Origin of the sequence: Gordonibacter massiliensis (ex Traore et al. 2017), from assembly GCF_019731765.1 — a bacterium.
In the GTDB taxonomy this organism is placed as follows: Bacteria; Actinomycetota; Coriobacteriia; order Coriobacteriales; family Eggerthellaceae; genus Gordonibacter; species Gordonibacter massiliensis.
This window is the reverse complement of the sequence record NZ_JAASIO010000003.1, coordinates 218,160-232,298: the sequence shown is the minus strand read 5'-3', so window position 1 is coordinate 232,298 and position 14,139 is coordinate 218,160. Positions and strand designations below refer to the sequence as shown.

General features: G+C 66.8%; 13 protein-coding genes. All 13 read left to right on the top strand.

What is annotated here, in order from left to right; all coding sequences use genetic code 11:
* The first annotated feature begins 221 nt into the window (after positions 1–221).
* Positions 222–668 (top strand): phosphonate C-P lyase system protein PhnG, encoded by a 447-nt coding sequence (gene phnG / locus HCH03_RS06070; protein WP_246599738.1) that lies wholly within the window; start codon positions 222–224, stop codon positions 666–668.
* Complete coding sequence (gene phnH / locus HCH03_RS06065) at positions 665–1,378, top strand: phosphonate C-P lyase system protein PhnH (protein ID WP_246599733.1); 714 nt, start codon at positions 665–667, stop codon at positions 1,376–1,378. The genes phnG and phnH overlap by 4 nt, the downstream gene beginning before the upstream one ends.
* On the top strand, positions 1,379–2,548 hold the full coding sequence (locus HCH03_RS06060; RefSeq protein ID WP_221688760.1) for a carbon-phosphorus lyase complex subunit PhnI: 1,170 nt from the start codon (positions 1,379–1,381) through the stop codon (positions 2,546–2,548). It begins immediately after the preceding gene.
* The gene (locus HCH03_RS06055) at positions 2,532–3,557 is read left to right on the top strand and encodes an alpha-D-ribose 1-methylphosphonate 5-phosphate C-P-lyase PhnJ (protein WP_185903844.1); all 1,026 of its coding nucleotides are present in this window, start codon (positions 2,532–2,534) and stop codon (positions 3,555–3,557) included. Before HCH03_RS06060 ends, HCH03_RS06055 begins: the two co-directional genes overlap by 17 nt.
* Positions 3,547–4,407: an ATP-binding cassette domain-containing protein gene (locus tag HCH03_RS06050; protein ID WP_221688759.1), complete on the top strand. Its 861-nt coding sequence runs from the start codon at positions 3,547–3,549 to the stop codon at positions 4,405–4,407. Before HCH03_RS06055 ends, HCH03_RS06050 begins: the two co-directional genes overlap by 11 nt.
* A 213-nt stretch (positions 4,408–4,620) precedes the next feature.
* A complete protein-coding gene (locus HCH03_RS06045; RefSeq protein ID WP_221688758.1) occupies positions 4,621–5,931 on the top strand; it encodes an alpha-D-ribose 1-methylphosphonate 5-triphosphate diphosphatase in 1,311 nt (436 codons plus the stop codon).
* A gap of 1 nt (position 5,932) precedes the next feature.
* The gene (locus HCH03_RS06040) at positions 5,933–6,733 is read left to right on the top strand and encodes a phosphonate C-P lyase system protein PhnL (protein WP_246599729.1); all 801 of its coding nucleotides are present in this window, start codon (positions 5,933–5,935) and stop codon (positions 6,731–6,733) included.
* A 273-nt stretch (positions 6,734–7,006) separates the two neighbouring features.
* Entirely contained in the window at positions 7,007–7,867 is an 861-nt protein-coding gene (phnPP, locus tag HCH03_RS06035; protein WP_221688757.1) for a phosphoribosyl 1,2-cyclic phosphate 1,2-diphosphodiesterase, read from the top strand.
* 193 nt (positions 7,868–8,060) lie between these two features.
* Positions 8,061–9,119, top strand: a complete 1,059-nt coding sequence (locus HCH03_RS06030) for an ROK family protein (RefSeq protein ID WP_221688756.1) — start codon at positions 8,061–8,063, stop codon at positions 9,117–9,119.
* 32 nt (positions 9,120–9,151) lie between these two features.
* The gene (locus HCH03_RS06025; protein ID WP_221688766.1) at positions 9,152–10,381 is read left to right on the top strand and encodes an SLC13 family permease; all 1,230 of its coding nucleotides are present in this window, start codon (positions 9,152–9,154) and stop codon (positions 10,379–10,381) included.
* 413 nt (positions 10,382–10,794) lie between these two features.
* Positions 10,795–11,610 carry a transporter substrate-binding domain-containing protein gene (locus HCH03_RS06020; RefSeq protein WP_080143941.1) on the top strand — a complete coding sequence of 272 codons (816 nt, stop codon included), beginning with the start codon at positions 10,795–10,797 and terminating at the stop codon, positions 11,608–11,610.
* A 33-nt stretch (positions 11,611–11,643) separates the two neighbouring features.
* On the top strand, positions 11,644–13,086 hold the full coding sequence (locus tag HCH03_RS06015) for an amino acid ABC transporter permease (RefSeq protein WP_185904410.1): 1,443 nt from the start codon (positions 11,644–11,646) through the stop codon (positions 13,084–13,086).
* A gap of 15 nt (positions 13,087–13,101) precedes the next feature.
* Positions 13,102–13,971, top strand: a complete 870-nt coding sequence (locus HCH03_RS06010) for an amino acid ABC transporter ATP-binding protein (RefSeq protein WP_246599724.1) — start codon at positions 13,102–13,104, stop codon at positions 13,969–13,971.
* Positions 13,972–14,139 lie beyond the last annotated feature (168 nt).

Sequence of the window (14,139 nt, the reverse complement as noted above, 5' to 3'; positions counted from 1 at the left end):
GACGGCACCCAGTCGCTCGGCAGTCCTGGCTCGCACGAAGCGTCCTCTGGACGCTTCGGCTCGTGCGGAACTCGCTTGGTGGGTGCCGTCCCGCATCCGAGGCCCATCGCCTCTTTTGCAGAAACGATTTTGACCTGGGGGGCGCTTGCGCAACTTCGTGGCACACCTCTTTCGTGAAGAAGATTCTAATTGGTTGGTTTTGGTAGATGGGAGTTGGTGTTTTGTTGAAACGGTACGAACGGACGCGCGCCTTGGTGGAGGGGGACTCCACGTTGGCGCGCGCTATCGTGCGCGACGTCGAAGACGAGCTGGGCGTGGGTGCCGTGGCCGTTCTCGACGAGCCGCGCGAGGAGCTGGTCATGGTGAAGGTGCGCGAGACGGCGCACGGCGGCCTGTTCTACTTGGGGGAGGCCCTCATGACATCGTGCCGGGTGCGCCTGGGCGAGGCCGTGGGACTGGGCATGGTGCTCGGCAGCGACCGCTGCCGAGCCTACGAGCTTGCCGTAGTGGACGCGGCCTTCGCGGGCGCGACGGGCGAGCATCGCGCAGCCCGCTGGGAAGAGCGCTTGGGCGAGGAGCTCGAGCGCATCGAAGCGCGCGAGGTCGAGGACGCGCGCCGCAACGCGGCGACGAAGGTGGATTTTTCAACTATGAAGGTGGAGTCATGATGATGATTACGGAAAACGCCGAGCTGCATCGCGCACAGCGAGCGTTTCGCAGCGTGCTCGACGCGTTCGCGCATCCCGGTGCCTTATGCACGATCGAGCGCGCGGCCGACAATCCGGTGCGACCTGCGGCGCTCGACGGTGCCCTCGAGTCGGTCGTGCGGCTGTTCGTTGATCAGGCGGTCACGTTCAGCGTGGTGGACGCGGAGCCCGACGCCTCGGCCGCCTACCTCACGGGCGAGACGCATGCCATGCGCTTCCCTGTGCGCGAGGCCGACTTCGTCGTGGTGCCGGCGCGCGCCGACGTGCAGTTGGCGGCCGAGGCCGTTCTGGAGGCATGTCGTGGCACGCTCGTGGCTCCCGAGAAGGGCGCGACGGTGCTCATGGGTTGCGCCCGCTTGGTTGCACCGGAGCAGGCGGCCGCCGGTGGCGAGCCGGCCCGCCACGTGGTGGAGGTGCGCGGTCCAGGCGTGGCCGACGTGAACCGTTTCGCTGTCGACCGTGTCGAGTGGGCTCGCGCCCGCGCCGCGCGGCACGACGAGTTCCCCTGCGGCGTTGAGATCGTGCTGGTGGACGGCGAGGGGAACCTCGTGGCCGTGCCGCGTAGCTCGCAGGTGACGCTGGCGGGCGAGGATGCCTCGGTCGGTGAAGCGTCGATGTCCGATCGTGCTGCCGCGCCGTCGAAACCCTGCTTGGTCGGGGAGGCTCGCTAAATGGGCTACGTAGCTGTCCACGGAGGCGGCAAAGCCATCGAAGAAAGCCTCAAGCTGCTGGAATACGAGCGCGTGAGCACGTCGTCGCCTTGGAGCACCGACGAGATCGAGGGAGCATTCCCCGAACTGGTGGATCAGGTGATGGGCGAGGCGTCCCTGTACGCGCCGCGCTTGGCCGCCCTTGCGCTCAAGCAGGCTCAAGGCTCGCCCGACGAGGCCGTGTTCCTGCTGCGCGCGTTCCGCTCCACGCTCGAGCGTCCCTACGTGTCGCGCCCGGTGGACACGGGGGAGATGCGCGTCGCCCGGCGCGTGTCGGCCGCGTTCAAGGACGTGCCGGGCGGCCAGCTGCTGGGCGCCACGCGCGACTACAGCCACCGCCTGCTGGCCTTCGATCTGGAAACGGAAGGCCCCGAAGAGCTGGCCGAGAAGCGCGCCGAACTGGCCGCGCATTTCGACGAGGCCTCCGCTGGTGCGGGCGCCTCCGCCACCCTTCCGCGCGTGCTCGACTACCTGCGGGCTCAGGGTCTCGTTCCCTCCGTCGCACCTGATGACGCCGAGCCCGTGGACGCCACCATGGTGCCGCTCACGTTCCCCGCACCGCGGTCCGTGCGCCTGCAGACGCTCGCGCGCGGCATGACGCAGGCCGTGGAGGCGCTGGGTTACGCGGCCATACGCGGCTTCGGTCCGGCGCATCCCACGGTGGGCGAGCTGCGGCAGGGCCGCGTGGCCGTGGCCGTGGACCACCCGCTGGAGCCTGGCGGCGTAGACAACGCGTACTACCTGGGCTCCCTTCCCGTTACGGAGGTGGAAAGCGTGTTCATGTCGGAAGGCGACGGTGCCGAAGACGGCCTCTCGCTCGCCATCGGCTACGGGTGCGTGCTCGGCCGGGCCGAGACGAAGGCCATCGCCATGAGCGTGCTCGATCGCTGCCTTGAACTGGGCGACAAGCGCTATCCCACCGAGGATGAGGAGTTCGTGCTCTACCACGTGGACGGCGTGGAGGCCACGGGCTTCATCTCGCACCTCAAGCTCCCGCACTACGTGACGTTCCAGTCGAAGCTCTCCAGCGTGCGCGGCACGCGCAACGCGGACGACGGCGATCAAGCCGCCGACCAAGCGGCCGCAGCCGCGCTGGAAGCGAAGGAGGCAACCGATGCAGCAGCGCTATAACTACGCCTTCTTCGACGAGGCGTCCAAGCGCGAGATTCGCCGCGCCCTCATCAAGGGCGTGTCCATCCCCGGATACCAGGTGCCGTTCGCCTCGCGCGAGATGCCCATCGGCCGCGGCTGGGGCACGGGCGGCCTGCAGATCACGCTGGCCATCATCGGGCGCGGCGACGTGCTCAAGGTCATCGACCAGGGTTCGGACGACAGCGTGAACGCCGTCAACATCAAGAAGCTCGTGGCCGACACCACCGACGTGGAGGTGACCGACGCCACCGAACAGGCCACGCTCATCCAGTCGCGCCACCGCATTCCCGAGCAACCGTTGCGCGCCGACCAGGTGCTCGTGCTGCAGGTGCCCACGCCCGAGCCGCTGCGCAGCTTCGAGCCGAGCGAGGCCGCGACGAAGCGCCTGCACGCCGAAGCCGACTACACCGGCGCGTGGCTGGAGCTGTTCGACCAGATCGTGCGCTACGACATGACCACCACCGGCGCCGACCACCCCGTTCTGGTGAACGGCCGCTACGTCATGGCGCCGTCGCCCATCCCGCGCTTCGACAACCTGAAGCTTCACCAGGCCGAACACCTTACGCTGCTGGGCGCCGGCCGCGAGAAGAAGATCTATGCCGTGCCGCCCCACACCGACGTGGTGCCGCTCGATTTCGAGGACTACCCGTTCGCAGTGGAGCGCTTCGACGGCAAACGCTGCCGCCTGTGCGGCGCCGAGGACGTCTACCTGGACGAGCTGGTGGACGAGACAACCGGCGAGACGTACTACCAATGCAACGACACGGCGTTTTGTGCGGGATGTCATCCTGAGCGAAGCGCGCAGCGCGTAGTCGAAGGATCCCGTGCGTCGGCATTAGCCGAGGATCATGCTCGAAGCGTGTGGCCTTCCTGCGCGGGATCCTTCGACTCGCTCACGCTCGCTCAGGATGACAATCCGTCAGAAGCCTCCCAGCTGACCTTACGAACAACCAGTGACTCTCGGAAAGGAGCCTCCCATGCTCGATGAGCAGCGGTTCGGCGCGGACGAGGCTCCCTGTCTGTCCGTGCGCCACCTGTCGAAGCGCTTCGGGACGGGCTGCCCGCACTGCCGGGGACCCGAGCCGCAGCTCGAGCGCAACGTGTGTCCGCGCTGCGGCACCGTGCACGCGGTGCGCGACGTGAGCCTGGACGTGTTCCCGGCCGAGATCGTGGGCATCGTGGGCGAGTCGGGCAGCGGCAAGTCGTCGCTCATGAAATGCCTGTTCTTCGACGAGGAGGCCACGGAAGGCGACGTGCGTGCCCGGCCCTTCGACGGCGGGGCGGCCAACTTGCTGGCGCTCTCGCCGCAGCAGCAGCGCGCCATCCGCAACACGGTGTTCGGCATGGTGTACCAGAACCCCTACCTGGGCCTGCGCATGGACTTCTCCAGCCTGTCGAACATCGCCGAGCAGATGATAGCCGCCGGCAGCCGCAACGTGGGCGTCATGCGCGCCCGCGGCGAGGAGCTGCTCGAACGCGTGAACATCCCCCTGTCCCGCGAGGCCGAGCCGCCCCGGAACTTCTCCGGCGGCATGCAGCAGCGCGTGCAGATAGCGAAGGCGCTGTCGAACAACCCGCCCATCCTGCTGCTGGACGAGGTCACCACGGGCCTCGACCTGTCGGTGCAGGCCGCTGTGCTCGACCTCGTGCAGCAGATCAGGCGCGACTTCGACGTGAGCATGCTCGTGGTGAGCCACGATCTGGGCGTTATCCGCATGCTGGCCGACCGCACGCTCGTCATGCTGGACGGCCGCGTCATCGAAAGCGGCCTGACCGACCAGATACTGGAAGACCCCCAACACGCCTACACGCAACAGCTGGTGTACTCGCTTCTGTAACGCCCCGGTTGTCATCTCGAGTGGAGCGCTCGCTCCAGTTGTCATCCTGAGCGGAGCGCGAAGCGCGAAGTCGAAGGATCCCCTGCGGCGCCAGCCGAAAACCTCCCTGCTCTCGCCGCACGGGATCCTTCGACTCGCTGCGCTCGCTCAGGATGACAACCAAGGACGTGCGCTCGCTCAGGATGACAGCCCAAACCCGAAAGGAACCCTCCCATGAACGACAACTCCTGCATCATTCGCGGCGGCACGGTGGTGTGCGCCGACCGCGTGCTTCCCGACCACGACGTGGTGGTCATCGACGGGCGCATCGCGGCCATCGAGCCCGCCGGCGCCAGCGACTTCGACGCTCAGCCCGATGCCGTGGTGGGCGTGCTGCCTATCGTGGACGCGCGTGGCGCCTACGTGGCGCCCGGCCTCATCGACATCCATTCCGACTACGTGGAGAACGTGGCCTCTCCGCGCCCGAGCGTGGTCATGGATCTGAACACGTCGCTGTACAAGGCCGACCGCGAGCTGGTGTCGCACGGCATCACCACCATCTTCCACTCGCTGTCGGTGTACGGCGCGCACATCTTCGACCACAAGCCCATCCGCGATTTCGGCAACGTGAGCGCCCTTATCGACCGCGTGGCCGGCCTACGCGCCGGCGAGGAGCGCGACCACCTCATCCGCCACCGCCTGCACATGCGCGTGGAGCTGGACTCGGTGGACCTCTACGACGACATCGAGGAGTTCCTGCGTTCGGGCAAGGTGGACCTCGTGTCGTTCATGGACCACACGCCCGGCCAGGGCCAGTACCGCGATCTGCTCATGTTCGGCGACACGCTCAAGGGCTACCGCGACGTGACCGACGACGAGGTGCGCGATATCATCCGCATGCAGCAGGAGAGCAGCAAGATGACGTACGCCCAGATCGCGGCGCTGGCGTCCATCGCGCGCGAGCGGGGCATCTCTATCGCGTCGCACGACGACGACAGCGCGGAGAAGCTCGCGTTCATGGACGGCCTCGAGGCGTCCATCTCCGAATTCCCCATCTCGCTCGACATCGCCCGCGAGGCGCGCGCCCGCGGCCTGCACACGGTGGCCGGCGCGCCGAACGTGATGCTCGGCCATAGCCATTCCGGCAACCTGAGCGCGCGCGAGGCCGTGGAGGCCGGCGCCATCGACGTGCTGTGCAGCGATTACTATCCGGCGGCCCTGCTCGACGCCGTGTTCACGCTGCGCGACGAGTGCGGGCTCGACATCGCGCGGGCGTTCGCGCTCGTGTCCATCAACCCGGCAAAGGCCGCGGGCATCGCCGACGAGACGGGGTCCCTCGCGGTGGGGAAGCGCGCCGACGTGCTGCTCGTGCGCGAGATCGCCTGCGGCGACGCCGGCGAGCGCACCATGCCCGTGGTCACGCGCGCGTTCGTGGGCGGTCACTCTGTGTTCCGCTCGCACTATCCCGACCAACCGCGCGGCTACGGCCGCGACCTGGGCGAGCACGCCGAATACGCCCCCGCCCTCGCCCCCGAGGCGGTGTGACATGGCAACCGTATGTCACCCCGAGCAAGCAACGCTCCCAACCTGTCATCCTGAGCGAAGCGCGCAGCGCGTAGTCGAAGGATCCCCCGCGGCGTCAGCCGGAACCTCCCTCCTGCGCATCGACGACCTCTCTAAGTCGTTCCTGCTCCATCGCGTCGACCGGCGCATCCAGGGGTGCCAGCACGTGAGCTTCGCCCTATCGCCGGGGCAGTTCGTGGGCATCACCGGGCGCAGCGGCAGCGGCAAGTCCACCATCCTGCGCTGCATCTGGCGCACGAACCTGCCGGAGCAGGGGCGCATCCTGTACGATTCGGCGCGCTTCGGCCTGCTCGACCTGGCGCAGGCCACCCAACGCCAGATGCTGTACCTGCGCGCCTTTGAGCTGGGCTACGTCTCCCAGTTCCTGAACGCGCTGCCGCGCCAGACGGCCCGCGACATCGTGCTCAAAAGCGCGCTCGAGGCCTACGGCGCCGACGAGCGCGAGCGGGCCGAGGCCGAAACCGAGCGCATGCTGCGCCACTTCGACCTGGACGAGAGCCTGTGGGAGCTCTATCCCCGCACGTTCTCGGGCGGCGAGAAGCTGCGCCTGAACATCGCCGCCGCCATGATCAAACGCCCGCGCCTGCTGCTGTTGGACGAGCCCACCGCCTCGCTCGACAACGCGTCGAAGCTCAAGGTGCGCACCCTCATCGAGCAGCTGAAAGCCGAGGGCACCACCATGCTCGGCATCTTCCACGACCTCGAATTCATGGACGGCTTGTGCGATCATGAGTTCAACATGCAGGAAGGAATGATGGCGTAGCCGGTGCGGCTGCGGCACACGTCACGCAAAAACGGCTCCAAGACGCGAAATTCACCGCTGTGAAGCGATTTCGCGGCCTTGGAGCGCTCGCGAGGGTCCCTTGCCCGGCGTGCGGCGGCGAACTGCCAGCGTTGTCGCAGGTCGCGGATCCTCTCGAAGCGCGCTATCAACGAAGCGCGCTTCACAGCGGTGAATTTCGCGTCTTGGAGCGGGATTTCCGCGTCAAGCCGCCGCCGACGGGGCAGCGTCCTACCAAGAAAGAAGGTGCAGAGCATGACGAACCTGCGGCGAACGGATGTTTCACGTGAAACATCCGGCGACGGGACGGCGCCCCGCCCGGCGGGCATCGCCGACCTGCACGTGCACACCACGATGTCGGACGGCTCGGACACCTTCGAGGAGGTGCTGGTCCAAGCGCGCGAGCGCGGCATCGGCCGCATCGCGTTCACGAACCACGACACCACGCGCGGCCTGGACGAGGCCGCGGCCCTCGGGCAGCGCTACGGCGTGCAGGTGACGGGTGGCATCGAGGTGAGCGCCTACGACTACAAGCGCAACCGCAAGGTGCACGTGCTGGGCCTGGGCCTGCGCGAGGGGTCGCCTGCGGTGGAGGCCCTGTGTCGGCCGCTTCTCGAACGCCGCAACGCCAACTCGCTCTGGCAGCTCGACCAGCTGGTCGCCGCCGGCTACGACATCGACGCGGACCGCGCCCTCGCGCTCGGCCGCGCCTCCACCTGCCTGTACAAGCAGCATATCATGGCCGCGCTCACCAGCGAGCCGCACGTGAGCGCCGCCTACCGCACGCTCTACCAGAGCCTGTTCAAAAACGGCGGAATCTGCGACCGCGACATCGTCTACGTCGACGCGCGCGATGCCGTGCGCGCCATCGCGGAAGACGGCGGCATGCCCGTGCTGGCGCATCCTGGCCAGCTGGACAGCTACGACCTGGTGCCCGAGCTCGTTCCCCTCGGCCTGCGCGGTATCGAGCGCCACCACCCCGATCACACGCCAGTCGACCACGTGCGCTGCACCCGCCTGGCCGAACGCTACGGCCTCGCGTGCACGTCGGGCTCCGATTACCACGGCCGCTTCGGCAGCATCCCCCACGTCGGCTTCCGCATCCCTGCCGCGTAGCCGAGACAGGCATGACTTCTCAATGAAATGAAAACTCTTTGCAAAGATGGAAAAGTTTTCAATGAAATGAGAATTTATAGCATCCTATCCCTATCGAGTTCGGATCCAATCGAATTATTGGATCATTGCGCGTGTTTGACGTTTGGTGTTCGCGCTACACTTATCAGCTATGAAAAAGCAAGCCTCGAAAACCATGCAAAGCGCCCAATCCGACGGAAGGATCGTTACCGCATGCGGCGATTCCGTCGTTTTGGGCATCGACGTGGGCGGCACGCACACGAAGATGGGGGCGTTCTCCCTTGAAGGCGAGCAGTTGGGCGCGCATGCGTTCGAATCGCAGCGGGTGCTGGCCGCCGGGTCGCAGGAGCCGTTCGCGAGCGAGGTCGAAGTGCTGCTCGAGCGGGCAGGGGCCGACGAGGGCCGGGTGGCCGCCGTCGGTTTGGCGGTGCCGGGTGCCGTGTCCGAGGGCGGTTCGCTCGAACTGTGCCCGAACATCGATCTCGACCTGGAACAGTGCAAGGCCCTCCTGCGCGCGCAGTTCCCGCAGGCGCGCCTGACGGTGCTGAACGACGCCGACGCCGCCGTGCTGGGCGATTGCTGGCACGGCTCGGCGAGCGGGCTTCGCGCGGATAACGTCGCGCTCGTCACGCTGGGAACGGGCGTGGGGGCCGGCTTCGTCTTCCGGGGCGCGCTCTACGGCAGCGCGCGCGGAGCGGCGGGGGAGGTGGGCCACCTGTGCGTCGATCCGCACGAACAGGAACCGTGCTCGTGCGGGAAGGCGGGCTGCTTGGAGCAGTACGCCTCCGCCAAGGGGCTCGTGCGCACCGCGCGCCGGCACCGCGTCGCCCGCGCGCTGGCCGAAGCGGGCATGGCCGGCGGGTGCGCAAAGCACGAGGCTGCCGAAGCTTTTCCCGACGCGCGTTCGGTGCTCGAGGCGTTCGAGCGCGGCGAACCGGCGGCCCGTACGGCGCTGGACCGGTTCTCCGATGCGCTCGGCTTCGGATTGTCCCAGATAGCCTGCGTCGTCGATCCCGACGTGTTCGTGCTGGGCGGCGGTCTGTCGGAACGAACCGATCTGTTCCTCGACGCCGTGCGCGTCCGCTACCGCGCCTGCGCGCTGCCGGTGTGTCGCGACACGCCCATCGTGGCCTCCGAGCTGGGCAACGCCTGCGGCGTGCACGGCGCCGCGTACCGCGCGCTCGAAACGCTCGCCAGCGACGAAGGCGATCCCGCGTGCGAGTGCCCACGATGACGGACGGCCGTCCAAGGCGCACTGCCGTGCGCATGCTCGCCGCGCGTCTCGCCCGCTTCGCGCGCGAGCGCACGGTGCTCGTCGTGTCGGCCCTCGCCGCCTTGGCGACCATCCCCCTCGTGCCGCCCGACGAGGCGTACCTGGGCTACTTCGACCTGAAGACGCTCGCCTGCCTGTTCGGCATTCTCGCCGTCGTGGGCGCGTTGCGCGGTGTCGGCCTGTTCGAGCACGCCGCGCGCCTCCTCGTGGCGCGCTTCGCCACGTGCCGCTCGGCCGTGGCGGCGCTCGTGGGCTCCACGCTCGTGCTGTCGATGTTCGCCACGAACGATCTGGCGCTCATCATGATGCTGCCGCTGTCGGCCGCCACGCTGCTCAAAGCCGGGTGGGAGCGCTCCCTGCCGTTCGCGTTCATCATGCAGAACCTGGCGGCGAACCTCGGCGGCATGATCCTGCCGTTCGGCAACCCGCAGAACCTCTACCTGTACGAGCGCTTCTCCATCCCGCTGGGGGATTTCCTCTCCATCATGGCGCTGCCCTTCGCCGTGTCGGTCGCCCTCATCGCCCTCTGCTGCGCCCTGTTCGTCAAACCGGACGCTCCGCGCACGATGAAGAAACGAGCAACGAAAAAACGGGTGGCAAAGGATCCACGCGATGGTGCACTCCCGGACAAGAGCGAGCTCGCATGTGCGGACGCCCCGCGCGTCTCCTCGGCGCGGCGGCCGCGGGCGCTCGCGTATGCGGCGCTGTTGGCGCTGGTCATCGCATCGGTGTTCCGCCTTGTGCCCTATCCGGTGGCGGTGGGCGCGGTGGTGGTCGCGCTCGGCGCGCTCGACCGACGCGCGTTGAAGACGGTGGATTGGGGGCTGCTGCTCACGTTCGCCTGCTTCTTCGTGTTCGCGGGCAACCTGGCGCGCGTCCCCGCCGTCGAGGCGTTCTTCTCGTACTGGATGAACGAGAGCGCGCTGCTCGTGGGCGCCGGCGCCAGCCAGATCATCAGCAACGTCCCCGCCGCCGTGCTGCTGTCGCACTTCACCGACAGCTACGCGGCCCTGCTCGTGGGCGTGAACGTGGGCGGCGCCGGGACGATCGTGGCGTCGCTCGCCAGCCTCATCACGTTCAACGAGTACCGCATCGTCCGCCGCGGCTTTCCCAGCCGCCCCGCGCTCGCCCGCGTCACGCCCGGCGCCTACCTTGCCCGCTTCACCGCGTACAACGCGGCGTTCCTCGCCGTGCTCCTGCTTGCGTGCGCCCCGTTCGTGTAGGGAAAGCTCGGACGCCAAAGTCGTTGCGCCGCGGCGGGGCAACCGGCGGGCGGGTAAGCCGCCCGCGCCCATCTGGCAGGGAAGAGGGGACGGAAGGAGTCGCAGGTTCGCTGAAAAGCATCTCGAGAGGCGCCCAATCTCCTTCGAGCCATACTCGTCCGCGCATCGTCGATGAATGCGCGGAGGCATTCTCCGCCCGCTCTTTCGCTCTATTACTCTAGTGTGCTGTACCGAATACGCTTGAAATATCACCGTTCACGGGGCTTCCGCTAATCGAAAACACCGCCGCAACGTGAATAAGTGTTTGATAATACCGGTAAGGCGCTTTATAGTAAGGCGATTGCGTCGCGAACACCCGCCGTACGTGAAGGCATCTCGTGCGCGGGTTGGCGCAGAGGAAAGGGGAGAGACCAATGAAGATGAAGAAATGGGCCGTACTCGTAGCGGCGGGCGCGCTGGCCGCATCGCTCGCGTTGTTCGGCTGCTCGTCGGGCGGCGGGCAGGACTCCGGCGCGAAGAGCAACGACGGCAACGCCACGGACGCCGGCTACACGCTCGTCAACGACGGCAAGCTGACCGTGGCCGCCTCGCTCGACTTCCCGCCGTTCGAGAACCTGAACGGCAACGCCCCTGAGGGCTTCGAAGTCGATCTGATGGGCCTGCTGGCCGAGGAGATGGGCATTGAGAGCAACTACCTGCCGTCCACGAAGTTCGACACCATCGTGCCGCTCATCCAAACCGGCGGCAAGGCCGACGTGGGCGTGTCCGGCATCACCATCACCGACGAGCGCCTGGAGCAGGTCGACTTCACCGACCCGGTGTGCGACGTGAACCAGAGCATCACCGTGCTGAAGGACTCCGGCATCACCGATGTGGCGCAGCTTGAGGGCAAGAAGATCGGCGGACAGTCCGGCACGACGGGCTTCCAGTGGGCCGCCGAGAACATCAAGGGCGCCGAGGTCATCGCGTTCGACGAGATGACGGCCGTGTTCGCCGCTCTGCAGTCCGGCCAGATCGATGCCATCGCCGTGGATTGGCCGGTGGCGAACTACTACGTGAAGAACGCCTACACCGATTGCCAGATCATCAAGGAAATTCCCACGGGCGAGCAGTACGCCATCGCCGTGAGCAAGGAGAACCCCGAGCTCACGAAGGCGCTCAACACGGCGCTGAAGGCCATCAAGGACAACGGCAAGTACGACGAAGCCGTCGCCAAGTGGCTTTCGTAGAAATGGCGTCGACGCACCATTAAGGATCGACCGATGCAGAACGTGATCTCTTTCATCAAGACGCACGTCGCCGGCGTCGCAGCGCTTCTTGTCGCTGCGATGCTGGCGGCATCGTTCGTTTTGCCGGTCCAGGCGCAGGCTTTGGAAGTGGAGCGCTGGACCGCCAAAGGGAACGCCGACGGAGACAGCGTCACCGTCATGGGGGCAACGCCCACGCGCGTGACGTGGCAAGGGCAGTCCGCCGAGGACGAATCGGTGGCGAGCGTGTCCCTCGATCTCCCCGAAGGCTCCACCGTGGAGCCGGAAAACGTGAAAACCACCGTCATTGCCGGGCTCGACCGGTTGGAGGTGGCTTCGCAGACCACGGTTGACGGTTCAACGGTCACGGTGGTGCTGGACGAACCGGCCCCGGTCGGCGCGCTCATCATGGTGGAGTGCAACCGCACGCTTCTGCCGGGAGAAGGCGGGTCGTTCGGCCTGGCGGGCAGCTACACGACGGTCGACGGCCAAACGCACGACATGCCGGCCACCGACAAGGTCATCGACGTGGTGGGCAAATCTCCCTCCGAGCAGTTGGCCAACTGGCTGAACCAGCAAGAATGGGTGAAGGCGTGGAACTCCAACAAGTTCCTCCATCTGTTCTTCGACCCCGCCATCATCGCCACGTCCGTGCCGGCGTTGTTCGCAGGCTGGCTCGTGTCGTTAGGCGTTGTGGTTATCAGCTTCCCCTTGGCCATACCGCTGGGCCTGCTGCTGTCGTTCCTGCGCATGGCCAAGCATCGCCTGCCGCGCGCCATCGGCGCCACCTACATCAACATCGTGCGCGGAACGCCGCTGTTCCTGCAGCTGTACATAGCGTACTTCGGCCTGCCGCTCATGGGCGTGCAGCTCGATCCGTTCGCCATGGGCGCCATCGTGCTCATCATGAACTCCAGCGCGTACCTGGCCGAGATATTCCGCGCGGGCATTCAGTCCATCAGCCAAGGACAGTTCGAAGCGGCGCGGTCGCTGGGTATGAACGGCATGCAGACGATGTTCTTCGTCATCATCCCGCAGACGGTGCGGCGCGTCATCCCCACCATGACGAGCGAGTTCATCCTCATGTACAAGGACACGTCGCTGTTGGCCGCCGTGGGCGTGACCGAGCTCATGATGTATGCGAAGACCATCACGGCCGCCACGGGCAACGTCACGCCCTACATCGTGGCCGCCGGCTTCTACCTCATCGTCACCATACCGCTCACGAAGCTCATCAACACCATGGAAACGCGCATGGCGAACGGCCGGCGCAAGCACAAGAAGGGCCCTGCCGACCGCAGCATCACGTCGGCCGCGTCCGTCGTGCCCGACTCCGACGCCGCCGTGGCGCGCAGCATCCGCATGTCCGAGACGTTCGCCGGACCGGGTTCGGTGGACGACGCGACGGTGCGCATCTACGACGATGCGAAGCGCAACGGCAACCATATCAGCCATTAGGGAGGTGCGGACCATATGAGCGAAACGAAGCATAAGGGCGGCGTCGTGTTGAACGGGGAAGCCGTCGAGCACGACCCTGCATCCGCATCGGGAGTGGGCGCCGCGGGCGCAGAGGTCGCGGGCCCGGCCGCTTCGGGTGCGTCGGCGGCCTCCAACGAGATCGTCGTGCGCATCGAGGATTTGCGCAAGAGCTTCGGCGACAACGAGGTGCTGCGCGGCATCGACCTCGACGTCCACCGCGGCGAGGTCGTGGTCATCTTGGGCCCCTCCGGCTCGGGCAAGTCCACGCTTTTGCGCTGCGTGAACCTGCTGGAGAAGCCCACGGGCGGGCGCATCTTCTTCGAGGACACCGAGATCACCGCGAAGAAGACCGACATCAACAAGGTGCGCGCCAAGGTGGGCATGGTGTTCCAGAACTTCAACCTGTTCCCGCATCTCACCGCCAAGAAGAACGTCATGCTGGCGCAGCAGAAGGTGCTGCACCGCAATGCCGACGAGGCGGCGCGCATCGCCGTGGAGCAGCTGGAGAAGGTGGGGCTGGGCGAGCGCATCGACTACAAGCCCTCGGAGCTCTCGGGCGGCCAGCAGCAGCGTGTGGCCATCGCCCGCGCGCTGGCTATGGACCCGCACGTCATGCTGTTCGACGAGGCCACGAGCGCGCTCGATCCCGAGCTCGTGCGCGACGTGTTGGGCGTTATGAAGAGTCTGGCGAAGGGCGGCATGACCATGATCGTGGTCACCCACGAGATGGGCTTCGCCCGCGACGTGGCCGACCGCGTGATATTCATGGACGGCGGCTTCATCGTGGAACAGGGCACGCCGGAGGACGTGTTCGACCATCCGAAGTCGGACCGCACGAAGGACTTCCTGGGCCACATCTCGTAAGGGCCCCAACGCCCTTGTGGAGACGCCTGGCGGCCGCCCGGCACCAACATCCAACACGAAAAGAAACCGAAGGGACGAGCGCGCAGCGCCGTCTCTTCGTATTCAGGCGATCATTCGCACCGGCGACCGGCAAGCGGCCTTTCACGGAATCCTTTCGCAATCCTCCTG